At 58.5% G+C, this 22,178-nt stretch carries 19 protein-coding genes, 1 tRNA gene and 2 pseudogenes; 9 read left to right on the forward strand and 13 right to left on the reverse strand.

The window, feature by feature from the left end; translation table 11 throughout:
• Positions 1-61: 61 nt before the first annotated feature.
• Both ACYZT7_RS11625 and ACYZT7_RS11630 read left to right on the forward strand, forming a co-directional pair.
• Positions 62-1,633, forward strand: a complete 1,572-nt coding sequence (locus ACYZT7_RS11625; RefSeq protein ID WP_462041118.1) for a sensor domain-containing diguanylate cyclase — start codon at positions 62-64, stop codon at positions 1,631-1,633.
• Positions 1,634-1,775: 142 nt separating this feature from the next.
• A pseudogene (locus ACYZT7_RS11630) lies at positions 1,776-2,711 on the forward strand (DUF1254 domain-containing protein); the annotation flags it as partial.
• Between the two features lie 151 nt (positions 2,712-2,862).
• On the opposite strand, the gene ACYZT7_RS11635 reads toward ACYZT7_RS11630, so the two are convergent.
• Together ACYZT7_RS11635 and ACYZT7_RS11640 are read right to left on the reverse strand one after the other, a co-directional pair.
• On the reverse strand, positions 2,863-3,180 hold the full coding sequence (locus ACYZT7_RS11635) for a hypothetical protein (protein WP_462041119.1): 318 nt from the start codon (positions 3,178-3,180) through the stop codon (positions 2,863-2,865).
• A gap of 91 nt (positions 3,181-3,271) precedes the next feature.
• Positions 3,272-3,754 (reverse strand): HIT family protein, encoded by a 483-nt coding sequence (locus tag ACYZT7_RS11640; protein WP_462041120.1) that lies wholly within the window; start codon positions 3,752-3,754, stop codon positions 3,272-3,274.
• Between the two features lie 245 nt (positions 3,755-3,999).
• Between ACYZT7_RS11640 and ACYZT7_RS11645 the strand changes: the two genes are divergently transcribed.
• The 3 genes from ACYZT7_RS11645 to ACYZT7_RS11655 all read left to right on the forward strand — a co-directional run bounded on the left by ACYZT7_RS11645 (position 4,000) and on the right by ACYZT7_RS11655 (position 8,402).
• Positions 4,000-6,570, forward strand: coding sequence for a bifunctional diguanylate cyclase/phosphodiesterase (locus ACYZT7_RS11645; protein ID WP_462041121.1), 2,571 nt, complete (start codon positions 4,000-4,002; stop codon positions 6,568-6,570).
• A 98-nt stretch (positions 6,571-6,668) separates the two neighbouring features.
• Entirely contained in the window at positions 6,669-7,463 is a 795-nt protein-coding gene (locus ACYZT7_RS11650) for an exodeoxyribonuclease III (RefSeq protein ID WP_462041122.1), read from the forward strand.
• A 111-nt stretch (positions 7,464-7,574) separates the two neighbouring features.
• The gene (locus tag ACYZT7_RS11655; RefSeq protein WP_462041123.1) at positions 7,575-8,402 is read left to right on the forward strand and encodes an arylamine N-acetyltransferase family protein; all 828 of its coding nucleotides are present in this window, start codon (positions 7,575-7,577) and stop codon (positions 8,400-8,402) included.
• 65 nt (positions 8,403-8,467) lie between these two features.
• Here the strand turns inward: ACYZT7_RS11655 and ACYZT7_RS11660 are convergent, their stop codons facing one another.
• Positions 8,468-8,800 carry a BrnA antitoxin family protein gene (locus tag ACYZT7_RS11660; RefSeq protein ID WP_462041124.1) on the reverse strand — a complete coding sequence of 111 codons (333 nt, stop codon included), beginning with the start codon at positions 8,798-8,800 and terminating at the stop codon, positions 8,468-8,470.
• Between the two features lie 3 nt (positions 8,801-8,803).
• A complete protein-coding gene (locus ACYZT7_RS11665; protein WP_462041125.1) occupies positions 8,804-9,085 on the reverse strand; it encodes a BrnT family toxin in 282 nt (93 codons plus the stop codon).
• A gap of 253 nt (positions 9,086-9,338) precedes the next feature.
• On the opposite strand from ACYZT7_RS11665, the gene ACYZT7_RS11670 reads away from it, so the two are divergent.
• Positions 9,339-10,856, forward strand: a complete 1,518-nt coding sequence (locus tag ACYZT7_RS11670) for a nucleobase:cation symporter-2 family protein (protein ID WP_462041126.1) — start codon at positions 9,339-9,341, stop codon at positions 10,854-10,856.
• A gap of 202 nt (positions 10,857-11,058) precedes the next feature.
• Here ACYZT7_RS11670 and ACYZT7_RS11675 read toward each other — a convergent pair whose 3' ends face one another.
• Entirely contained in the window at positions 11,059-11,463 is a 405-nt protein-coding gene (locus ACYZT7_RS11675) for a RidA family protein (protein ID WP_462041127.1), read from the reverse strand.
• 143 nt (positions 11,464-11,606) lie between these two features.
• Here ACYZT7_RS11675 and ACYZT7_RS11680 point away from each other — a divergent pair, with 143 nt between their 5' ends.
• Positions 11,607-12,533 carry a LysR family transcriptional regulator gene (locus ACYZT7_RS11680; protein WP_462041128.1) on the forward strand — a complete coding sequence of 309 codons (927 nt, stop codon included), beginning with the start codon at positions 11,607-11,609 and terminating at the stop codon, positions 12,531-12,533.
• 155 nt (positions 12,534-12,688) lie between these two features.
• On the opposite strand, the gene otnI is transcribed toward ACYZT7_RS11680, so the two are convergent.
• The 6 genes and pseudogenes from otnI to ACYZT7_RS11710 form a co-directional block, all read right to left on the reverse strand.
• Positions 12,689-13,510: a 2-oxo-tetronate isomerase gene (otnI, locus tag ACYZT7_RS11685; RefSeq protein ID WP_462041129.1), complete on the reverse strand. Its 822-nt coding sequence runs from the start codon at positions 13,508-13,510 to the stop codon at positions 12,689-12,691.
• 42 nt (positions 13,511-13,552) lie between these two features.
• Positions 13,553-14,191 (reverse strand): 3-oxo-tetronate 4-phosphate decarboxylase, encoded by a 639-nt coding sequence (gene otnC, locus ACYZT7_RS11690; RefSeq protein ID WP_462041130.1) that lies wholly within the window; start codon positions 14,189-14,191, stop codon positions 13,553-13,555.
• Positions 14,188-15,480, reverse strand: coding sequence for a 3-oxo-tetronate kinase (gene otnK / locus ACYZT7_RS11695; RefSeq protein WP_462041131.1), 1,293 nt, complete (start codon positions 15,478-15,480; stop codon positions 14,188-14,190). The genes otnC and otnK overlap by 4 nt, the downstream gene beginning before the upstream one ends.
• 80 nt (positions 15,481-15,560) lie before the next feature.
• A complete protein-coding gene (locus tag ACYZT7_RS11700; RefSeq protein ID WP_462041132.1) occupies positions 15,561-15,809 on the reverse strand; it encodes a hypothetical protein in 249 nt (82 codons plus the stop codon).
• A 355-nt stretch (positions 15,810-16,164) separates the two neighbouring features.
• Positions 16,165-17,486 (reverse strand): annotated as a pseudogene (locus ACYZT7_RS11705) (tyrosine-type recombinase/integrase).
• A 161-nt stretch (positions 17,487-17,647) separates the two neighbouring features.
• A tRNA-Asn gene (locus tag ACYZT7_RS11710) sits at positions 17,648-17,723 on the reverse strand.
• A 227-nt stretch (positions 17,724-17,950) separates the two neighbouring features.
• Here ACYZT7_RS11710 and ACYZT7_RS11715 point away from each other — a divergent pair.
• Positions 17,951-18,181, forward strand: coding sequence for a hypothetical protein (locus ACYZT7_RS11715; RefSeq protein WP_033061947.1), 231 nt, complete (start codon positions 17,951-17,953; stop codon positions 18,179-18,181).
• Here ACYZT7_RS11715 and ACYZT7_RS11720 read toward each other — a convergent pair.
• Positions 18,178-18,378, reverse strand: a complete 201-nt coding sequence (locus ACYZT7_RS11720) for a hypothetical protein (protein ID WP_462041133.1) — start codon at positions 18,376-18,378, stop codon at positions 18,178-18,180. The two genes, ACYZT7_RS11715 and ACYZT7_RS11720, sit on opposite strands and share 4 nt — an antisense overlap.
• 141 nt (positions 18,379-18,519) lie before the next feature.
• Positions 18,520-19,716, reverse strand: a complete 1,197-nt coding sequence (locus ACYZT7_RS11725) for an amino acid aminotransferase (RefSeq protein WP_462041134.1) — start codon at positions 19,714-19,716, stop codon at positions 18,520-18,522.
• Positions 19,717-20,069: 353 nt separating this feature from the next.
• Between ACYZT7_RS11725 and uvrB the strand changes: the two genes are divergently transcribed.
• Positions 20,070-22,085 (forward strand): excinuclease ABC subunit UvrB, encoded by a 2,016-nt coding sequence (uvrB, locus tag ACYZT7_RS11730; protein ID WP_462041135.1) that lies wholly within the window; start codon positions 20,070-20,072, stop codon positions 22,083-22,085.
• Positions 22,086-22,178: the final 93 nt, after the last annotated feature.

Here is a 22,178-nt window from a genome sequence, read left to right on the forward strand (position 1 = left end):
GCTCACAAAAAATAAGGGTTTTGGGTCTTCTACCCATGCCTTACCCTTGCAGGATGAGCTTTTGCCAATCCCTCTTCACGATCCGCACAACGCCACGGGTGTCACCCTGAAACGGTTACCGCTGCGCAAATCAGCGGTGCTGTTTATTGCGGTCGTGTGCCTGAGCCTGTGTGGTTTGCTTTACCTGCAACTGGAGCAATCGCGGCGGCACGATCTGGCATTGGCGCAAGTGGCCTCTTCAAACCTGACGCGGGCCATGGCGCAGCAGGCCGAAGACACCTTCATGCAAGCCGATCTGGTGCTGACCAGCCTGGCGGACTGGATTCAGGCTGACGGTTTCGGTGCGTTGCAAAAGCCACGCTTGCAGAAAACGTTCGCCCGGCGGGTGCAGGCGCTGAATCAATTGCACGGGATATTTCTGTTCGACCAGAAGGGGCAGTGGGTCGTTACCTCTTTCGACGATCTGCCACGCGGCCCGGGTGTGGCGGATCGCGATTATTTCAAGTTCCACCAGCAGAACGTCTCCTCCCTGGCGCACATCGGGCCGGCGATTCGCAGTCGGAAAAATGGCGAGTGGATCATTCCGATATCCAAGCGTGTGAACGACAAGAATGGCAATTTTCAGGGCGTTTTGTTGGCCGGAATCAAGATGGCGTACTTCGATCAGTTCTTCAAAAGCTTCAGCATTGATGACAACGGTTCGATGTTTTTGGGGTTGACCGACGGAACGCTGCTGGCGCGACGGCCGTTTGTGGAATCGCTGATTGGCACATCACTGGCCAAGAGCGAGATCTTTGAGAAATTGCTGCCCAACGCGCCCTCCGGTAATGCGATGTTCAGCTCACTGCTCGATGGTGTTGTGCGGTTGCATGGCTACCGTCAGCTCGACACTTATCCGCTGGTAGTGTCCGCCGCCTCGTCCAGGGAATCGATTCTCAAGGACTGGTACGACACCGCGTTTCATTCCACGGTTATCGTTGCCCTGGTGGTGCTGGGCGTGGGGCTGTTCGGTTGGGTGTTCCTTCATCAGGTGCGCCTCGGCGAACGGGTTGAGGCGGATTTGCGCAAGGCGAAGGAAGCGCTGAAGCTGATCGCGACCCATGACAGCCTGACCGGCCTGGCCAATCGCCGGCTGTTCGAAGGGGCGCTGGACATCGAGTTCGGCCGTGGCGCCCGGCAGTCGAGTTCGCTGAGCCTGATCATGCTCGATATCGATTACTTCAAACCCTACAACGACGCATACGGCCACGTGGCGGGGGACCATTGCCTGGCTGAGGTGGCGCGGGCGGTGAAGGGGTGCTGCCATCGAAAGGCCGATTTGGCCGTGCGTTACGGCGGTGAGGAGTTTGCGGTTTTGCTGCCCGACACCGACATTCACGGCGCGATGGTGATTGCCGAGCAGATTCGTCGCAGCGTCATGGACAAGAACATCATCCACAGCGGTTCACCCACGGGATTCGTGACAGTCAGTCTTGGCTGTTATTCGTTTGTGCCGACGGGGCGGGACAGCATGGAAGTGTTTATCGAACGAGCGGACGCGGCGCTGTATCAAGCCAAGCATTCGGGGCGAAACCGCTCGGCGGTGCTGTCGATGGAAGGTGGTGTCGAGGCACTGCTGCGCTCGGATCGTTGAGGTGTAGATCGAGGTGTTTCACCCGTGCAACACTTCGGCCAGCCGGCTGTCCGCCTGTCAGATCCTCTTGAATTGATCGTCTAGAGTTGCGGTAGCTTTGCCGATTCCGGCAAGTCTCCCCACCGCACGGACGATCGCCACAATGTTGATAACTCAAGCATTGACAGCCGTTGCTCTAACCGTCGCAGTCACCGCTATTTTTCCGCTCGCGAGCCACGCTCAATCGACAGTCACAGCCACGGAAGCTCACGCAATCGGCGTGGATGCCTACCTTTATTTTTACCCGCTGTTGACCATGGACATCACCCGCAAGCAATTCACCCCAATCGAACCGGGCAAGGAATTCGGTAACGGTCCGATGAACAAGTTTGTCAGCGTGCCGCAGTATCCCCCTGCAGATATCAAAGGGGTGGTGCGCTCGAACGTCGACACCGTGTATTCCATTGCCTGGCTGGATTTGACCAAAGAACCGCTGGTGATCGCAGCGCCCGATACTGCCGGGCGTTTTTACGTGCTGCCGATGCTCGACATGTGGACCGAGGTGTTCGCCTCACCGGGCTGGCGCACCACGGGTACACAAGCGGGGCAGTTTTTGGTGACACCGCCGGACTGGACCGGGACGGTGCCTGCCGGACTGAACCATCTGCCGGCGCCTACACCCTTTGTCTGGGTCATTGGCCGCACTAACACCGACGGTGCGGCGGACTACGCGGCCGTGCACGAAATTCAGGCTGGTTATACCGTGACCCCGTTGTCCCGGCTGGGTAAAAGCCCCGAGCCTGCCAGCGTGAAAGGCGACCCGACCGTGGACCTGAAGACCCCGCCAAAGATCCAGGTCGACACCATGTCGGTGGCCGACTACTTCGCCTACGCCGTCCAGTTGCTCAAAAAGCACCCTGCGCACATCACCGATCAACCGATCCTGGCGCAGATGAAGCGTATTGGTCTCGAACCCGGAAAATCGTTCAACATGGATGCACTGGAGCCTGAAATCAAAGCAGCGCTTCAGACCGTGCGCGAAGACGCGCAGACGCTGATGACGTGGAAGGTTCCAACACTCACGCGCGTGGTCAACGGCCGAAGGGTAGGTTCAACCTGACCACGCGTTTGTATGGGCTCAAGCCCGAGGTGTTGAACGGCAAGTGGAACCTGCCGGCGGTCACAAGCCGGTGTGTAACACCCAACTGACAGCAGCCGACGATCTCTCATCATCGGCTGTCTCTACGCGTTCAGCTGCCTGTCCCGCCTCCGGCACCGCCCGTTCCTCCCCCCGCAGCACCCGTGCCACCACCCGCGCCAGAGCCGCTGTTTCCACCATTGCCGCCATTGCCGCCGCTCGACGAGCCCGATCCACTATTGCCGCCGTCAGCGTTATGGTCGATCGAGGGTTGGCCAGGGTTATTGTTGGGTGCCATGGTCGAGCCGCTGATTGAACCAGATTGGGTACCGGTCGCATCAGCGCCATCGCCTGAGACTGCAAAAATGCCGACGGACATGGCGGACAGCACTCCAGCCAGTAACAGCGAAGTCATTTTGATGCTCATCATGGTGCGTCTCCAAAGATGAGTCGTTACCTGATGTCGGTATGAAGGGCAGGGCGGTTGGTGCCGATTGGTTGACGAGTGGTCGGCGTACGTTTCAGGCGAAAGCCTCGCGCAGGTGGCTGATCGCTGCTTCTACTGTCATTCCCGGTGCAGTCGGCGGATCAGGCCGTTCACAAAACTCACGCCATACAAACAGCGTCAGCTCGGCACCATCGGTGATGCTTTCCGGATTGGGGGATGAGAAGGTCTCTAGCACTCTGTAGCGTTCATCCTGCCAGAACAAATCCTCGACCCAGTCGTAGATCGGTATGACATGAAAGTGAATCGGATGGCCGGGCTCATGTCCATATCGACCGAAGTACAGCCGTTTGGGTTTGAACAACGTTTCGACAATCCGTTGAGTTTTCGCCAGTAGCGGGCCGAGTTCGGCGAGGGCGCTATCGGGCAGTTCGTGGAGCGCGCTGACGTTCGCTCGGGCGCCGAGCATCACGTAACCAGGCAATGCCGAGTTGAGGCGGTGGTTGACGATCCAGTGTTCGGTTTCATGGAGGATGAAATGCTGGGGGATGAGGGGCATGTCATGACTTCCTTTTCTTGCGCGGCATCAAAAGGTTCGCGGGCGATGCGTGCAGTTACAGGGCAGCGGCCGTCGATTGCAATGGTTGTGTTAGCGGTTGTTCAATTGCGGCAATGACTTGCGTTATCCAGGCGCCAGGGCCCAGCATGGCTGCTATGGTCAGCGAACGTTCGGCGAGTGCTCTGGTAAAAAAGCATTGCGAGCGTCGCATCCCGATCAGGCAATCGATTGACAGGATCAAGTGCATGGATATGACTGCCGTTACCACCGTCGTTGCTCCCCGTCATACGCCGATCACCCGCAGCCTGGTGTTTGTCGTCGGCCTGCTGTTTGTTCTGGGTGTGCTGATCGCCTTGTTAGCCTTGTTCAACATTGCCGGGCGGCTGGACGCCCAGGATCTGGCCAAGACCACTTTCTACACCCAGCGTGCGCTGGAAAACCGCATCACCGCCTCGAAAAACTACGTCGCCAGTTATGCAAACTGGACGACCGCTTACGACCATTTGAACGGCAAGGTCGATGTGCAATGGGCCTACGTCGAGCAGAACCTGGGCAAAACCTTGTTCAGCATCGATCACTACGATGGCGTCTTCGTGGTCGATCATCAGCAAACCAAGTACGCGGTGGTGCGTGGGGTTCAGGTGCAGGAGGCGGCGACCACCTATCTTTCGGCATCGATGGCGACGCTGATACAGGCAGTCCAGAGTCAGGAAAGCCTCATTGATCCCGTCAGCCATTTCACGCTGTTCGAGGGCAAACCGGCATTGCTGACGGCTGCCGCGATCGTCCCCAATGACGAAAGGCCGGCGGCCGATCCTCAAAGCACCTCGGTGCTGGTGTTCGTCGACCCATTAAGCCCTGACAAGCTCAGCGCCCTGAGCACTGATTACGGTTTGCATGATTTAAACCTGGCGCCTGATGACGCCATCGCGCCCGGCAGGCCAGCCGTGGCACTGGCGGGCACCGGCTACAGCCTGGTTTCCCGACTTGAACAACCGGGTCATCAGTTGCTCTGGTCGCTGCTGCCGCCATTGGGCGGCGCGCTGTTGGTGCTGGCGTTGTTAACGGCTTGTTTCTTCCGGTATGTCTTACGCACGTCCGGGCACGTGGATGCCAGCTACACCAGCCTCGATTTATCGAACCAGGCGCTGGAAGCCAGTGAAGAACGTTTTCGTGCAGTGGCTGAAGCCGCTTCCGACTGGATCTGGGAAATCGACGACAAACATTGCATCTCTTATCTGTCAGGACGTTTCGCCACCGTCACTGGTTATTCCGATCAGCAATGGATAGGGCAGAACATCGAGCAACTGCTCAATTGCGATACGATTCCCTTGTCGCTGTGGCTGCATAAGCTCAATGAAGAACAGCCTGTCAGCCATTTGCGCTGCTCCTATCGCGACCAGTTGGGGCAACAGCGTATTTGCCGGGTTTCGGCACGACCGATCCATCGCAAGGGCGCAGTGCTGGGCTATCGCGGGACGGCCAGCGACATCACCGATGAAGTCGCCGCCCATGCCCAGATCCAGCACCTGTCGTTGCACGATGCCCTGACGGGGCTGCCGAATCGCAACAAACTGGCGCGTTTCCTCGATGAGGCCCTGGCGCAGAAAGAGCATTCGGCGGCGCTGGCGCTGTTGATGATCGATCTGGATAACTTCAAGCCGATCAACGATTCCCTCGGCCACCCGGCCGGCGACGCAGTGCTGCTGGAAGTTGCCACCCGATTGCGCGAGTGCACGCGGGACATTGATCTGGTCGCTCGGCTCGGTGGCGATGAGTTTGTGCTGGTGCTCAACGGCATGGACAGCCACGCTGAAATCGACCGGTTCTGCGAGCGCTTGCTCGAGAGCCTGCACCAGCCGATTCATTACGAGCATCACACGCTACACATTGGGGCGAGCATCGGTGTCGCCTTGAGTCGGCGTCAGGGTCACATTCCCAATGAGCTGATCCGGTGTGCCGACATTGCGCTGTACCAGGCTAAATCCAACGGCAAGAAGACCTGGTGCTACTTTGCGCCGCACATGAACGATCAGATCCAGCACCGTCGGCAACTGGAAAACGACCTGCGCCGGGCGATCCAGAACAACGAGTTCGTGATGCATTACCAGCCGCGCTACAACATGGGCGGCAAGCAGGTCGTCTCGGTGGAAGCGTTGCTGCGCTGGCAGCATCCGGAACAGGGGCTGCTGAGCCCCGACGCGTTTATCCCATTGGCCGAGCAGACTGACCTGATCGTGCCTTTGGGGCGTTGGGTGTTGCGCGAGGCCTGTGAAACGGCCCTGACCTGGCCCGGTGCGTTGATGGTGTCGGTCAATTTGTCGCCGGTTCAATTTGCCCGCAGCGATGTGGTGGAGGACGTCAGGGAAGCGTTGATCCAAACCCGTTTACCGGCCAGTCGCCTGGAGCTGGAGATCACCGAAAACGTGATGCTCATCGATGTCGAGGGCGCGTTGGCGACCATGAATGCGCTCAAGGAGCTGGGTGTGCGGTTGAACATGGACGACTTCGGCACCGGCTATTCGTCCTTGGGCTACCTGCGCACGTACCCGTTCGACGGGATCAAGATCGACAAGCGATTCATCTCGTCCATGAGCAGCGGCGGCAATGACCGCGCCGTGGTGCAGGCAATCATCAACCTGGGCAAGGCCATGGGCCTGACCGTGACGGCAGAGGGGGTCGAAACCCTGGAGCAACTGGACTTCCTGGTCTCGGACCAGTGCAATGAAGTGCAGGGTTTCTACTTGAGTCGGCCTATGGAGAAACAGGCCTTGCTTCCGTTGCTCAAGGCGTCGCATGACGAGTTTCCAGTGTAGGGGCGTGCCTTTAGTCGCCTGTCTCGCTCGTGGTGGCAACTGCCGGGGCGCACCCCGGTCACAACTGGATATCGACCCGCCATTGCGAGCGTTGGAACATGAAGAACCTGAGAATCGCGACGTTCAACGTCAACGGCATGCGCGCCCGACTGCCGAACTTGCTGGCCTGGCTTGAGCGAGAGCAGCCGGACATTGCCTGTTTGCAGGAGCTCAAGTCGGTCGACAGTGCATTCCCCGCCGCCGAGCTTGAGGCCGCTGGCTACGGCGCGATCTGGCAAGGTCAGTCTTCGTGGAACGGGGTGGCGATTTTGGCGCGGGGTGCACAGCCGCTGGAGAGTTGTCGAGGTTTGCCGGGCGATGACAGCGACACCCGTAGCCGGTATCTGGAGGCCGCCGTGCACGGGATTCTGGTGGGCTGCCTGTACTTGCCCAATGGCAACCCGCAGCCGGGGCCGAAGTTTGATTACAAGCTGGCGTGGTTCGAGCGGCTGATCCACTACGCGCAAACGCTTCAGGCCAGTGAGCATCCCGTGGTGCTGGCCGGTGACTACAACGTGGTGCCTACCGACCTGGACATCTACAACCCGCGATCCTGGCTGAAGGATGCGTTGCTGCAACCTGAAAGCCGCGAGTGTTATCAGCGCCTGCTGGCCCAGGGCTGGACCGATTCCTTGCGCCAACTGTATCCGGAGGATCGGCTCTATACGTTCTGGGATTATTTTCGCCAGCACTGGCAGAAAAACTCAGGCCTGCGCATCGATCATTTGCTGCTTAACCCGGCGCTGAGCCCTTATCTGCATGAGGCGGGAGTGGATGCCTGGGTTCGCAACGAGCCGCATGCCAGCGATCATGCGCCGACGTGGATTCGCTTGAGTTCGCGCAAGCGGCGTTGATCTTGACGTGTGCGGCGATTGGCTAAATCAATTGTCAGTCGAGCCGCTTTATCCCTTATACATGGCGCCCATCGGTGGAGAAATCCGCGGCCCCAGCATAAGGACTGAGCAATGAGCGAGCCACACCTGAGCAATCTTGCGTTGTACCTGCAGCGCCTGGGCTTCGACGCACCTCCGGCGCCGACCCTGGAAACCCTGCGCCAACTTCAGCTGCGTCACACCGGCGCCTTCCCGTTCGAAAACCTCAGTACGTTGTCGGGTCAGCCGGTACTCATCGACCTGCCGTCCATTGAGCAAAAGGTCCTGCACGACGGTCGCGGCGGTTACTGCTACGAACTCAACAACCTGTTTCTGGCCTTGCTCCAGGCACTGGGCTTCGATGCTCGCGGCATCTCCGGCCGAGTGGTCATGGGCCAGCCCGAAGGCGCGTGGACCGCCCGTACGCACCGCTTGAGCCTGGTAACCCTGGACGGCGTGCGCTACATCACTGACGTCGGCTTCGGCGGCATGGTGCCCACCGCACCGCTGATGCTCGATACCTCGGCTGAACAGCTCACACCTCACGAACCCTATCGCATCGAACAGCACCAGGATGGCTACACCCTCCTTGCCAATGTCGCGGGCGAATGGCGGGCGATGTACATTTTCGATTTGCAGCGCCAGGAAGACATCGATTACGTCGTTGGCAACTGGTACGTCTCGACCCATCCCGAATCATCTTTTACCAGACAGTTGATGGTGGCGCGCACAGGGGAGGGATGGCGACGCACGCTGAATAACGGCAATTTTGCGATTCATCGTATCGGCAGTGAGACTGAAAGACGGCAAGTGGCGAATGTGGATGAGTTGATCGGGTTGCTGGAGCGTGAGTTCGCAATTCGGGTGCCGGTGCATGCCGGGTTGAAGCGGGTGTTTGGGGGGCTGATTGAATCAAGCTAGCTCAGCTTTACTACCAAACAGTGGCACGCGGGCGTGAATCGCTCGACAGTGCTCATGAGGCAGGATCAAGACTCCATCACTCGGTGGATTTCGCTGAGTACCTCTGAGAGTTTTTTCTCCAGACTGCGCAATTCGCAGGCCGTAATCCCTTCTTTGAAATGTCCCGCGTTCGCCACAGCGGTGCACTGATCCGGCTCCGCCGTTTTGCCTTTATCGGTGAGTAAGGCCTGGCGCAAGGTGTTGTTGATCACAGTCTGATAGCCAAATCCCTCGCTCTCGGCCATAGAGCGAGCAGCCTCTATGACGACATCATCCAGCATGATGGTAATTCGGGTTTTGCCTTTGCCGCAAGCAACTGCTCCGCGTTTGGCATTGCTGAAGTCGTACTCGTCTTTCATTGATCAAACCTCCGTATAGCGCCGGCGCTCGTTTTTTGTGGCGATGCGCGCGGAAATGATTCGAACGAAATTCGGATCGCGATAGGTGTACGCAACGACCAATAAACGACCTTTGGCATCCAGCCCCATGATGATCCACCGAGGCTCATCGTGATGGTTGTCTTGCAACGAGAGGGCTCTCTCGTCATAAAACACGGCCTCGGTTTCCGCGAGGCTGATTCCTTGATGCTTTAATTTGTTAGCTGCGTTCTTTGCCTTGTGATACTGAATTTCGAATGGCTTCATTATGCATACTTTATATGTATAAGCGAGAGGCGTCCGTGCCGACGGTCGCTTGGAACTCCAAAGACTAGCGGGCGAGGGAGGAGGCAAAGAAAGGATGTATTTCAAAAGTTTTGGGGGGGAGGCTGCGCAGGTAAAGGACCGCGTGGACAGGTGTCCGTAATCTGACTGGCTAGTTGTATACAACTCTATAGACATTTGTCCTGACTCTTGCATACAGTATGCGCACAACAAAAACCAGGGAACCCCCCACACCATGAAAACGCCCCCTGTTTCACACCTACGGCCTGAGGACGAAAATCTCGGTGTCGGCGCGAATATGGCTTACGGCCTGCAACACGTTCTGACCATGTACGGCGGCATTGTCGCGGTGCCTTTGATCATCGGCCAGGCGGCCGGGCTCTCGCCAGCGGACATCGGTTTGTTGATTGCTGCTTCATTGTTTGCGGGGGGCTTGGCGACATTACTGCAAACCCTCGGTTTACCGTTTTTCGGTTGTCAGTTGCCGCTGGTGCAGGGCGTGTCGTTCTCTGGAGTCGCGACGATGGTGGCGATTGTCAGCAGCGGCGGGGAGGGCGGATTTCAATCGATTCTCGGGGCGGTGATTGCCGCCTCCCTGATAGGTTTGCTGATCACGCCGGTATTCTCACGCATCACCAAGTTTTTCCCGCCATTGGTGACGGGCATCGTGATCACCACCATCGGCCTGACGCTGATGCCGGTAGCCGCTCGTTGGGCCATGGGCGGCAACAGCCACGCCCCGGACTTCGGCAGCATGGCGAACATTGGTCTGGCGGCCGTGACGCTGGTGTTGGTTCTGCTGTTGAGCAAGATCGGCAGCGCGACCATCTCTCGTTTGTCGATTCTGTTGGCCATGGTCATCGGTACGGTGATCGCAGTGTTCCTCGGCATGGCAGACTTCTCGTCGGTCACCCAGGGTCCAATGTTCGGCTTCCCGACACCCTTCCATTTCGGCATGCCGACCTTCCACTTCGCCGCGATCCTGTCGATGTGCATCGTGGTGATGGTGACCCTGGTGGAAACCTCGGCTGACATCCTGGCGGTGGGTGAAATCATCGACACCAAGGTCGACTCCAAACGCCTGGGCAACGGCCTGCGCGCCGACATGCTGTCGAGCATGATCGCGCCGATCTTCGGCTCCTTCACCCAAAGCGCCTTCGCCCAGAACGTCGGGCTGGTGGCGGTGACCGGCATCAAGAGCCGCTTCGTGGTGGCTACCGGTGGCTTGTTTTTGGTGATCCTCGGTTTACTGCCGTTTATGGGCCGGGTCATCGCCGCGGTACCGACTTCTGTTCTCGGCGGCGCCGGTATCGTGCTGTTCGGCACCGTGGCGGCCAGCGGTATTCGTACGCTGTCCAAGGTCGACTACCGCAACAACGTCAACCTGATCATTGTCGCGACCTCCATCGGCTTCGGCATGATTCCGATCGCGGCACCGAATTTCTACGACCACTTCCCAAGCTGGTTCGCCACGATCTTCCACTCAGGCATCAGCTCCTCGGCAATCATGGCCATCGTGCTCAACCTGACCTTCAACCACCTCACCGCCGGTAACTCGGATCAGCAATCGGTGTTCGCGGCCGGTACTGAACGCGTCCTGCGTTATCAGGATCTGGCAGCGTTGCGCGAAGGGGATTACTTCAGCGAAGGTAAACTGCGTGACTGCGACGGGAATGAGATTCCGGTGGTGGAGGCGGGCCATGGTTCCACGGAGCCGCGGGCGGTGCATTCGAAAAGCAGTGAGCATGTCTGACGGCTGCACTCGCTAAAAGGGCTGTAGATCTGTCGCCCACAAAAAAGCCCCTGAACCTTTCGATTCAGGGGCTTTTCGATATTGCTGTCTGGCACGGCCTGGACTCGAGGTCTGCCCTTTGCGGAATGCATCGAGCGCGATCGCCGGCCCATCGTGTGTGTCGTCATGAAAGCGCGGCAGGCGGTCGCTATCGCTGGTCAGATCAGCTCTTGGTGGTTTCTGGAAGCTTGGCGATCACCTTGATCTCGAACTGGAAGCCATAGAGCCACGTTACGCCGACGGCGGTTAACGTCGGGTGCGGCGAGTGACCCCAGAACTCCGGGACAACCTTCCAGATCGCTTCGAACTTCGATTCGGGATCGACGATGAAGATGGTTATGTCAATCACGTCGTTAAATGTGCAACCGGCAGCGACCAGGATCGCGTTCAGATTGTTGAACGCGAGCCGGACCTGCGCCTCCAGGTCGGGTTCGGGCGAGCCGTCTTCGTTACTACCGACTTGCCCCGAAACGAACAAGAAGCCATTGGAGCGGATCGCCGGCGAATAGCGATTGCGCTCATAAAGCGCCTGGCGTCCGGGCGGAAAAACAACATCACGCTTTGTCATATCTTGCCTCCATCAACGGGTCAAAACCGACCCTGAACTAACGATGAAAGGACTTTAAGGACTTGTGCTTGCCCGATAAACGAGCAACTGTAGCTATCACTGTTCGTAAACCCCAAACAATCCGATAGCTATCCGGGGCAGTAATGGACCGTTTCGATGCGATGCAGGCATTTGCCCGGGTGGTGGAAGTTGGCAGCTTCACCAAGGCGGCCGAAACACTGCATATGAGCAAGACCGGCGTGTCGCAACTGGTGCAGCAACTGGAGGCACGGTTGCGCGTCAAATTGCTCAACCGCACGACCCGCAAGGTCAACGTAACGGCCGACGGCGCCGTCTATTACGAACGCGTGGTGCGGCTGCTGGCCGACCTGGACGATGCCGAGACTAGCCTGTCCAGTGCCTCAGCGCTGCCCAGGGGCCGGTTGCGAGTGGATGTGCCCAGCCCGCTGGCTAGTATGATTCTAGTGCCGGCATTGCCTGCGTTTCATGCTCGATACCCCGATATCCAGATCGACATGGGCGTAAGCGATCGCATCGTGGATCTGATCGGTGAGAATGTGGATTGTGTCGTGCGCGGCGGCGAGCTAACCGATCAGTCTCTAATGGCACGGCGGGTAGGCGACCTCCAGCTTGGCGTTTATGCGGCGCCGAGCTACCTGGAACGCCTCGGTACGCCCTTGCATCCGCGAGAACTGGAAGATTCGCATCATCGTATCGTCGGCTTCCTGTGGGCGCGCACCGGCAAGGCTCTGCCGTACGCCATGCGCCGCAACGGCGAGAGTGTCCAGATCCAGGGTCGCTACGTGTTATCGGTTGACGATGGCAATGCCTATATCGCGGCTGGCCTGGCCGGCCTGGGTGTTCTTTGGCTGCCAGACTATATGTCCAAGGCCCACCTGGCGCGCGGCGAGCTGGTGCCCTTGTTCGAGGACTGGCGTCTCGATCCGATGCCGATATACGTGGCATTTCCGCCGAACCGGCATATCAGCATCAAGGTGCGCGTGTTCATCGATTGGGTCGCTGAGCTGATGGCACAACATGCGCCTATGACTGACCGACGTGATTCGTGACTACAGCGTTGGAAGTGGGGTGAGGTAATTCGATGCCGTTTGCTGTCTGTCGGGATCGGCTGCTTTGGGGCGATTACTGCCGATGACGACCGGCCGGAATCGACCCATATACGGACATCAGTGGACAGCAGTATCCAGAGCAGTGCTTGTCACATTTAGTCGCCGGCCTGGAAGCTATGACTCGCCTTGGATTGACCGGCCTGCCAATCGCGCAACCATTTCAAACCCTCGGAGGTGTTGCCGCGCGGTCTATACTCGCAACCCACCCAGCCGCTGTAACCCAATTGATCGATCAGCTCGAACAGGTAGGGATAATTCAACTCATTGTTCATGTCCGGCTCGTGGCGATCTGGCACTCCTGCGATCTGAATATGACCGACGCCGTCGAAATCCCGACGCAGCTTCGTCGCCACGTCACCCTCTACGATCTGACAATGGTAGATGTCGAACTGGACCTTGAGATTGGCCTTGCCGACTGCTTTGCAGATGGCCTGTGCCTGATGTTGGTGGTTGAGGAAAAACCCCGGAATGTCGCGAGTGTTGATCGGCTCCAGCAAAACGGTGATGCCAAGCTTGGCCGCTTCTGTCGCCGCGTGGCTGAGGTTTTCCAGGTAGGTCCCATGGTGTCTGGCACGGTCTGTTTCGCACGCCAGCAGTCCGGCCATGACGTGGATGCGGTCATTGCCCAGTACCGCGGCATATTCCAGGGCCTGGTCGAAACCGGCGCGAAACTCTGATTCACGGCCAGGTAAGGACACGGTGCCTTTTTCGCCTGCCTCCATATTGCCGGGTGGAGCGTTGAACAGGGCCTGGATCAGGCCATTGTCGTCGAGCCGCTGTTTCAATTGTTGTGCGCTGTAGTCGTAGGGGAACATGTATTCCACCGCCTGAAAACCATCGGCGGCGGCCGCGGCGAAACGGTCAAGAAAATTGTGTTCCGGGTAGAGCATGCTGAGGTTGGCAGCGAAACGAGGCATGTAGGCTCCTGAAATCAGTAAAACAATCGTACGGCTGGGGGGTTACCACTGAACACCAAAAGCCTCGTGTAATTCATCCAGTGCCGCTCGGTGGAGCGGGGTCGGTTTGGGATTACTCATCAGCCAAAGGCGAGCCGTTTCTTCAAGCTCTTCCAGGGCATAGCTCGCTCTGGATACCGAGCTTTCCCACACCACCGGACCCAGCCGCTCCAGCATTACCCCGCGCACGCTGTTGGCCAGTTGCGCAACACGTTCGGCCACCTTCGGTGAGCCGGGACGTTCATAGGGGATTAACGGAATGTGCCCGACCTTCATCACTTGATAGGGGGTCAGCGGCGGCAGGATGTCATCCCTGTGCCAGACCCCCGCCAACGTCAGCGCCACCAGATGAGTCGAGTGGGTGTGTACCACGCCTCCGACTCCTGGGTTGCGATCATAGACCTGACGGTGCAAGGCCAGGGTTTTTGACGGTTTGTCTCCGCTGACCCATTTCCCTGCCAGGTTAACCTTGGAAACCGAGGCCGGGTCCAGACGGCCCAGGCAAGCGTCCGTGGGAGTGATCAGCCAACCGTCATCCAGCCGGGCGCTGATGTTGCCGGCACTACCCACCGTGTAGCCACGGCTATACAACAGACCGCCGACGTCACAGATCTCTTCGCGCAGGGCGTTTTCGTTGCTCATGCTTGAACTCCCGCCAGCTGCTTAAGAGCCTTGGCGAAGAAATCAGGGCCACCAAAGTTGCCGGACTTGAGCGCCAGGGCCAGTGGTTCCCCAGGCGTAGTGACGCATGCGGGCACACCAGGGTCGATTTGCGCACCGATCCGCAATAGCTGGATATTCAGAGCCTGAACCACGGCCCCCGAGGTTTCCCCTCCGGCGACCACAAAGCGACGAACACCTGTCTTGTGCAGCCCGCTGGCTATCCTGCCCATGGCCTGCTCAACCATGTTCCCCGCGCGCTCGGTCCCCAACTCACGTTGTACGGCCTTGACCTCATCCGGGGTGCTGGTGGCGTAGATCAGTACCGTTTCTGCACTGTCACCGGCGAAGGTCAGCGCCTCCTCAACGACTGGATTACCCGCAGCCAATGCCAGCGGATCGACACGAAAGGCCGGACGACCTGCCTGCAACCAGGTCGCTACTTGCCCATTGGTAGCTTGCGAAGCGCTGCCGGCGAGAACCACTTCGCCGCCTTCCACCATTGGCACTTGAGCGGCGTCCAGGTCACGTAACTTACCGGCACGACGAAAGTTATCCGGCAAGCCCAGCGCCAGCCCCGAACCACCCGTCAACAGCGCAAGATCGGCGCAGGCTTCGCCCAATACGTAGAGATCCGCATTGGACAAGGCATCGGCGACCGCCATGCGTATACCGTCGGCGCGAAGCTGCGCCATGCGGGTTCGAATGCTCTCGACTCCATTGGACACGGTGTCATAGCGCAGCAGGCCGACTTTGCCCTGGGTCTGCGATTGCAGCACGCGAACCAGATTGGCGTCAGTCATCGGTGTCAGCGGGTGATGCTGCATGCCCGACTCGCTGAGTAATTGGTCCTCTACGAACAAATGCCCGCGAAAGACCGTGCGACCGTTTTCCGGGAAGGCTGGACACGCGAGGGTGAAATCACTGTTCAGTGCGCCAAGCAGGGCTTCGCTTACCTGGCCGATATTGCCGGCCGCGCTCGAGTCGAAGGTCGAGCAGTATTTGAAGAAAATCTGTTCGCAGCCACGCTCACGCAGCCAGCGCAACGCTTCGAGCGCCTCCTTCACGGCATCGGCAGCCGGCACAGTCCGAGACTTCAGGGCGATGACGATAGCGTCGGCGTCGAGCTGCCCGGCGACATCGGCGCCGGGTATGCCGATGCTTTGCACGGTGCGCATGCCGCCGCGCACCAGCATGTTGGCAAGGTCAGTGGCACCGGTGAAATCGTCAGCGATACAGCCCAGCAGGGGGCGGGCAGGAGCAGTCAACATGTTGAGTTCCTCAATCGTGATGCAACGCATCTCGATTTTCGTTCGTCGTGGCAAGCAGGGACTTGTGAAACACAGCCCTTTCACGAGCGAAAGTTAACGGTCTCAAATACGCGTGATTGTGCCGAACGGGCAATCGTTTCCACGATTTCGGCTACCCGGTAACCATCCTCAAAAGTTGCGCGCGATGCAATTGGCTTGCCTGCTGCTATCGCTTCGAGCATATGTCGAGCTTGATGGGCGAAGCATTCGTTCCAGCCGAGTGGATGCTGGCCTTGGATGCCGATAGGCAACCAGAAATCACTGTAGGGATGATCCGCTTGAGTGACCATCTGGGTACGCGAACCACGTTTTGGTTCGTAAATAACGAGTTCGTTCCCGCACTTTGGGAGAACCACCACGGTGTGGCGTAGCCTTAAAGGTTCTGGCTACCTGGGTTGCTGTCAACGACAGCGCTTTGCCCGGCCTTTTCTACGCCTGTGGAGATTTCGGGTCAAGGCTCGAATTTTCGGGAGTTCTGCGGCTGTGGATGAAATTATTCACTAATGGAAATCAGTGGTTTTCCACAGACAATTGCGTGGGCTTTAGATTTTTTGAGTGAGGTCCATCCAAACAGGGCGGCTTTGCAGCCCTGTTTGGATGGACCCGCGTGGACAAGCGGATCACTGAGATATGAGGACCGAGTGCTTACTCAGTTGCGCCACGTTTTGCTTTTAGTCGAGAGACGTTCGCACCGGTCTGATTGGCGAATTCGCGTGGGCTGACATGCTCCTGCTGATTAGCCTCGAGGTAGCGACTCCACCAGTTCATTATCAGCCTCCGCTCCTCGATGAACTCGGCTTTGTGGATGTAGGCCGCTCGGACGTTGTTGCGTTCCTTGTGGCTCATCTGCCGCTCGATGGCTGTGTCCGTCCACAAACCGGACTCGATCAGTGCGCTGCAGGCCATCGAACGAAACCCATGCCCACAGATCTCGGATTTGGTGTCGTACCCCATCTTCCGAAGCGCGCTGTTCACAGTGTTTTCGGACATTGGTTTCCAAGACTTGGTATCGCCTGCGAACACCAAGTCAAATTTGCCTGTGATTGCGTGGATCTGCTCGAGCAGGGCGATCGCTTGCGGCGATAAGGGTACAAGATGGATATCGCCTGCCATCTTCGTACCCCTTGTGGAAAAGGGTACGCCTTCCAACGCTGGTCGCGTGTCGGGTATTTCCCAGACGCCACGTTTGAGGTCGAACTCGCTCCAGCGGGCGAAGCGCAGCTCGCTGGAGCGTACAAACACGTGCAGCGACAGCAAGACCGTCAGCCGGGTAAGTGCGCGGCCTTTATAGGTGTCGATCCGTTCCTGCAATTCAGGCAAGCGCGATAAGGATAAAGCGGGGCGGTGGACGACCCGCGAGGCTTTGATCGAGCCTACGATGTCGTAAGCAGGGTTTACGGTGATAAGCCGGAGGCGCTTTGCCTCGCGCATGATGCTCTGCAGGTAGTTTTGTACCCTTAAAGCAATGTCTATCGTTCCGCGCTTCTTAATCGCGTCCAGGGGCCGCATAAGGTCGTGGGTATCAAGGTCGACAATGGCGCGGGCGCCGATCAGCGGGAAGAGGTGAGTTTTGAGGCGACTCATCACTGTCTTGGAATAGTCCGGTGCCCACTTGGCTGACATTTCCGTGTGCCAGCCGAGGGCAACGCTTTCAAAGGTGCGGCCTTTGATCAGAGCGTCCGTCTTGGCTTGGTTCTTGGCTCCTATAGGGTCAATGCCATCCGCCAGCATTCGCTTGACCTCCAAGCGCTTGCGGCGCGCATCCGCGAGGCCAACGATGGGGTAGTTGCCGAATGAGGTCAGCCCTTCCGGCCATCAGGTTTGACGTATCTGAGACGCCAGCCTTTGCGGCCATTGGGTTGGACTAGAAGGTAAAGGCCGTCGCCGTCGAAAAGCTTGTAGGCGCGGTCTGTGGGCTTGGCCGAACGGCAAGCGGCGTCGGAGAGTGGAGCAGTAGTGCGCGACATAAGGGTACTCCCTTTTATCGAACTGACCTTTATCCCAAACTCTACCCTTAAATGGCTGGTACCCACCGGAATCCGACGGAACGCCAAAACGAAAAAACCCGCCAGAAGGCAGGTTTTTCGGGTGTTTCAGAGATTTTGGAAGCCCTCTCTGGAACCTTGTATGGCTCCACGACCTGGACTCGAACCAGGGACCCAGTGATTAACAGTCACTTGCTCTACCAACTGAGCTATCGCGGAATGGCGTGTATGTTACTGATTCAAAAAGAGAAGTCAAGTACCTGTTGGCCGCTTGATGGATTCATGGGGACAGACGGTGGTTTATCGACGGTGGGCGGTTACCAGAATCGCCTCAGAGGTCTACCATGGCCGCCCGGAAGTGGTTACACGCGCTGCCGGCCATTCGCCGAAAAGGTACGCGCCATGAATCAACCAACCACCACGCCTCGCCACAACGGGGTGTTCGCATGAGTATCGCTCAGATCAGCCTGCCCAAAGGCGTCGGTCCTCACGCCGAAAAACTGTTCGACGCAATCACTCAGGCCAGCACCGCTGACGAATTGAACCGTGCCGGTGGCAAGGCCGAAGGTTTCGTCCTGGGCCTGGAAAGTGCCAAGGCCATCAAAAGCCAGGTCGCCGAATCCCTCTATGTCGCCTATGACGACGCTGCCAGCCAACGCGCAACCGAACTGGCCTAACCTCCGAAGGTGACGGTGGCGAGCATCAATTTGGTATACAGCATCGTTGCGGTCAGTTGCACCAGCCACAAGGCCAGGCCGCCGAGAAACACGCCGGCAGCGACTTGCATCACCAGGTTATTAGTGCGTTTGGCCGGGGTGCGAGGCGCGAAGTGATCCAGCTCATCGCGGTCGGCGCGTAGGTCATCGTTTTTCATGTCGGCTCTCGTAAGAATTTCGGGGTGTACATAAAACCTGTGGGTGCAGTCTAGAGCCCTGGGTCGTTGCTTTGAGAATTATCTGTGACAAATAAAAAACGGGAAGCCCAAGGGCTTCCCGTTTTTTTACCACTCAACGACTCAGATCACCTCAACGATGGCCTTGGTCACGACGTCGATGTTGCTCTGGTTCAGCGCGGCAACACAGATGCGGCCGGTGTCCAGGGCGTAGATGCCAAACTCGCTGCGCAGGCGGGTCACTTGCTCAACCGTCAGGCCGGAGTAGGAGAACATGCCACGCTGGCGGCCGACGAAGCTGAAGTCACGCTGGGGCGCTTTCTGGGCAAGCAGGTCGACCATCTGAATGCGCATGCCGCGAATCCGCAGGCGCATTTCAGCCAGTTCTTCTTCCCATTGGGTGCGCAGTTCCGGGCTGTTCAACACGGCGGCGACGATGCTTGCACCGTGGGTCGGCGGGTTGGAGTAGTTGGTGCGGATCACGCGTTTGACTTGCGACAGCACGCGCGCGCTTTCTTCTTTCGATTCGCTGACGATCGACAGGGCGCCCACGCGCTCGCCGTACAACGAAAAGGATTTGGAGAACGAGCTGGAAACGAAGAACGTCAGGCCCGACTCAGCGAACAGACGCACGGCAGCGGCGTCTTCGTCGATGCCATCGCCAAAGCCCTGGTAGGCCATGTCGAGGAACGGCACGTGACCTTTGGCTTTCACCACGTCCAGAACGTTTTTCCAGTCTGCCGGGCTCAGGTCCACGCCGGTCGGGTTGTGGCAGCACGCGTGCAGCACAACGATCGAACCGGACGGCAGGGCGTTCAGGTCTTCCAGCAAACCAGCACGGTTCACGTCGTGGGTTGCGGCGTCGTAGTAACGATAGTTCTGAACCGGGAAACCGGCCGTTTCGAACAGCGCGCGGTGGTTTTCCCAGCTCGGGTCGCTGATCGCCACGACAGCGTTTGGCAGCAGTTGCTTGAGGAAGTCGGCACCGATTTTCAGCGCGCCAGTGCCGCCAACGGCCTGGGTAGTGATGACCCGGCCTGCAGCGATCAGCGGCGAGTCGTTGCCAAACAGCAATTTCTGCACAGCCTGGTCGTAAGCGGCGATGCCGTCGATTGGCAAGTAGCCACGGGAAGCGTGTTGAGCGACACGAATCGTCTCGGCTTCGACAACGGCGCGCAGGAGTGGAATTCGCCCCTCCTCGTTGCAGTAAACACCGACCCCCAGGTTGACCTTGTTGGTACGGGTATCGGCGTTGAATGCTTCGTTGAGGCCCAGGATTGGATCACGTGGTGCCATTTCGACAGCGGAGAACAGGCTCATTTTGCGGCGGCTCTGAATGGAGAGTGGAGGGACGTGTCGCGCTCCAGCCGAATGCACTAGAGCGGTGCACAAACGGGGAGCTAGTATAGAGGCCATCAGCGATTGATGGCGACAGACGATTCGGCTTTTACGTTAAGTTTTTCCGATTATTTTTCGACCGTTAGTCGATTGGCAGCGTCAAACGTTTTACCCGATGTAGGACGTTTGCCTTGAAAGCGCGGGCAATCGGCTCCACATTGAGCACAATCCAGTTTTTTCCTCGGGCGACATCGGTCGTTTGCGGTCTTTCTCGTTGCTGTCCGGTTTGACCGTACAAGGCGCGACTCCTGCTTCGAAAACCGAGAGGTTATGTCATGTCTGAATTCCAGCTAGTCACCCGCTTCGAGCCCGCCGGCGATCAGCCGGAAGCCATCCGTCTGATGGTCGAGGGCATCGAAGCCGGGCTGGCGCACCAGACGTTGCTCGGTGTGACCGGCTCGGGCAAGACCTTCAGCATCGCCAACGTGATCGCCCAGGTGCAGCGTCCAACCCTGGTGCTGGCGCCGAACAAAACGCTGGCTGCACAGTTGTATGGCGAGTTCAAAGCGTTCTTCCCGAACAACGCCGTCGAGTACTTCGTTTCCTACTACGATTACTACCAGCCCGAAGCGTACGTGCCGTCGTCGGATACGTTCATCGAGAAAGACGCCTCGATCAACGATCACATTGAACAGATGCGACTGTCCGCGACCAAGGCGTTGCTGGAGCGCAAAGACGCGATCATCGTCACCACGGTGTCGTGCATTTACGGTCTGGGCAGCCCGGAAACCTATTTGAAGATGGTTCTGCACGTGGACCGCGGCGACAAGCTCGATCAGCGTGCGTTGCTGCGTCGCCTGGCAGACCTGCAATACACCCGCAACGACATGGATTTCGCCCGTGCGACCTTCCGGGTCCGCGGCGATGTGATTGATATCCACCCGGCGGAATCCGATTTTGAAGCGATCCGCATCGAGCTGTTCGATGACGAAGTCGAGAAAATTTCCGCCTTCGATCCGTTGACCGGCGAAGTGACCCGCCAGTTGCCGCGCTTCACCTTCTATCCGAAAAGCCACTACGTGACGCCACGCGAAACCCTGCTCGGCGCCATCGAAGGCATCAAGGTCGAGCTTCAGGAGCGCCTGGACTACCTGCGTTCCAACAACAAACTGGTGGAAGCGCAGCGTCTGGAGCAGCGCACCCGGTTTGACCTGGAGATGATCCTCGAGCTGGGTTACTGCAACGGCATCGAAAACTACTCGCGCTACCTGTCGGGCCGTGAATCTGGCCAGGCGCCACCGACCTTGTTTGACTACCTGCCGGCCGACGCCTTGCTGGTGATCGACGAATCCCACGTCAGCGTGCCGCAGGTCGGCGCCATGTATAAAGGCGACCGCTCCCGTAAGGAGACGCTGGTGGAATACGGTTTCCGTCTACCGTCAGCTCTGGATAACCGGCCGATGCGTTTTGACGAATTCGAAAACATCAGCCCGCAGACGATCTTTGTTTCGGCCACACCGGGCAATTACGAGGCGGAACACGCCGGTCGCGTGGTCGAGCAACTGGTCCGTCCGACTGGCCTGGTGGACCCGCAAATCGAAATCCGCCCGGCGCTGACCCAGGTCGACGATCTGCTCTCGGAAATCGGCAAGCGCGTGGCGCTGGAAGAACGGGTGCTGGTCACCACGCTGACCAAGCGCATGTCCGAAGACTTGACCGATTACCTGGCTGACCATGGCGTAAGGGTGCGTTATCTGCACTCGGACATCGACACGGTTGAGCGGGTCGAAATCATCCGCGACCTGCGTCTGGGCACCTTCGATGTATTGGTGGGGATCAACCTGCTGCGTGAAGGCCTGGACATGCCGGAAGTGTCCCTGGTGGCGATTCTCGATGCGGACAAGGAAGGCTTCCTGCGTTCCGAGCGCTCGCTGATCCAGACTATCGGCCGGGCGGCGCGCAACCTCAATGGGCGGGCGATTCTCTACGCGGATCGCATCACCGGCTCGATGGAGCGGGCGATCGGCGAAACCGAGCGTCGTCGCGACAAGCAGATCGCCTTCAACCTGGCCAATGGCATCACGCCCAAGGGCGTGTTCAAGGACGTTGCCGATATCATGGAAGGCGCCACCGTGCCAGGTTCGCGCAGCAAGAAGCGCAAAGGCATGGCCAAGGCCGCCGAGGAGAACGCCAAGTACGAAGCAGAATTGCGTTCGCCGGGCGAAATCGCCAAGCGTATTAAGGCGCTGGAGGAGAAGATGTACCAGCTTGCGCGCGACCTGGAATTTGAAGCCGCGGCGCAGATGCGTGATGAGATTGGCAAGTTGCGGGAGCGGTTGATCACGGTTTGATTTGCGGCGAACAACAAGGCCACTTCGCGAGCAGGCTCGCTCCCACAGGGATTACGCTGAACCTTGTGGGAGCGAGCTTGCTCGCGATTGGGG

This window comes from Pseudomonas sp. RT4P38, from assembly GCF_054897765.1.

What these genes read in the sequence shown, in the direction of transcription:
- ACYZT7_RS11635 (WP_462041119.1), bottom strand. Translation starts at nt 3,180, where the DNA reads ATGATGAGCATCAAAATGACTTCGCTGTTACTGGCTGGAGTGCTGTCC.
- ACYZT7_RS11640 (WP_462041120.1), bottom strand. Translation starts at nt 3,754, where the DNA reads ATGCCCCTCATCCCCCAGCATTTCATCCTCCATGAAACCGAACACTGG.
- ACYZT7_RS11645 (WP_462041121.1), top strand. Translation starts at nt 4,000, where the DNA reads ATGGATATGACTGCCGTTACCACCGTCGTTGCTCCCCGTCATACGCCG.
- ACYZT7_RS11650 (WP_462041122.1), top strand. Translation starts at nt 6,669, where the DNA reads ATGAAGAACCTGAGAATCGCGACGTTCAACGTCAACGGCATGCGCGCC.
- ACYZT7_RS11655 (WP_462041123.1), top strand. Translation starts at nt 7,575, where the DNA reads ATGAGCGAGCCACACCTGAGCAATCTTGCGTTGTACCTGCAGCGCCTG.
- ACYZT7_RS11660 (WP_462041124.1), bottom strand. Translation starts at nt 8,800, where the DNA reads ATGAAAGACGAGTACGACTTCAGCAATGCCAAACGCGGAGCAGTTGCT.
- ACYZT7_RS11665 (WP_462041125.1), bottom strand. Translation starts at nt 9,085, where the DNA reads ATGAAGCCATTCGAAATTCAGTATCACAAGGCAAAGAACGCAGCTAAC.
- ACYZT7_RS11670 (WP_462041126.1), top strand. Translation starts at nt 9,339, where the DNA reads ATGAAAACGCCCCCTGTTTCACACCTACGGCCTGAGGACGAAAATCTC.
- ACYZT7_RS11675 (WP_462041127.1), bottom strand. Translation starts at nt 11,463, where the DNA reads ATGACAAAGCGTGATGTTGTTTTTCCGCCCGGACGCCAGGCGCTTTAT.
- ACYZT7_RS11680 (WP_462041128.1), top strand. Translation starts at nt 11,607, where the DNA reads ATGGACCGTTTCGATGCGATGCAGGCATTTGCCCGGGTGGTGGAAGTT.
- otnI (WP_462041129.1), bottom strand. Translation starts at nt 13,510, where the DNA reads ATGCCTCGTTTCGCTGCCAACCTCAGCATGCTCTACCCGGAACACAAT.
- otnC (WP_462041130.1), bottom strand. Translation starts at nt 14,191, where the DNA reads ATGAGCAACGAAAACGCCCTGCGCGAAGAGATCTGTGACGTCGGCGGT.
- otnK (WP_462041131.1), bottom strand. Translation starts at nt 15,480, where the DNA reads ATGTTGACTGCTCCTGCCCGCCCCCTGCTGGGCTGTATCGCTGACGAT.
- ACYZT7_RS11700 (WP_462041132.1), bottom strand. Translation starts at nt 15,809, where the DNA reads ATGGTCACTCAAGCGGATCATCCCTACAGTGATTTCTGGTTGCCTATC.
- ACYZT7_RS11715 (WP_033061947.1), top strand. Translation starts at nt 17,951, where the DNA reads ATGAGTATCGCTCAGATCAGCCTGCCCAAAGGCGTCGGTCCTCACGCC.
- ACYZT7_RS11720 (WP_462041133.1), bottom strand. Translation starts at nt 18,378, where the DNA reads ATGAAAAACGATGACCTACGCGCCGACCGCGATGAGCTGGATCACTTC.
- ACYZT7_RS11725 (WP_462041134.1), bottom strand. Translation starts at nt 19,716, where the DNA reads ATGAGCCTGTTCTCCGCTGTCGAAATGGCACCACGTGATCCAATCCTG.
- uvrB (WP_462041135.1), top strand. Translation starts at nt 20,070, where the DNA reads ATGTCTGAATTCCAGCTAGTCACCCGCTTCGAGCCCGCCGGCGATCAG.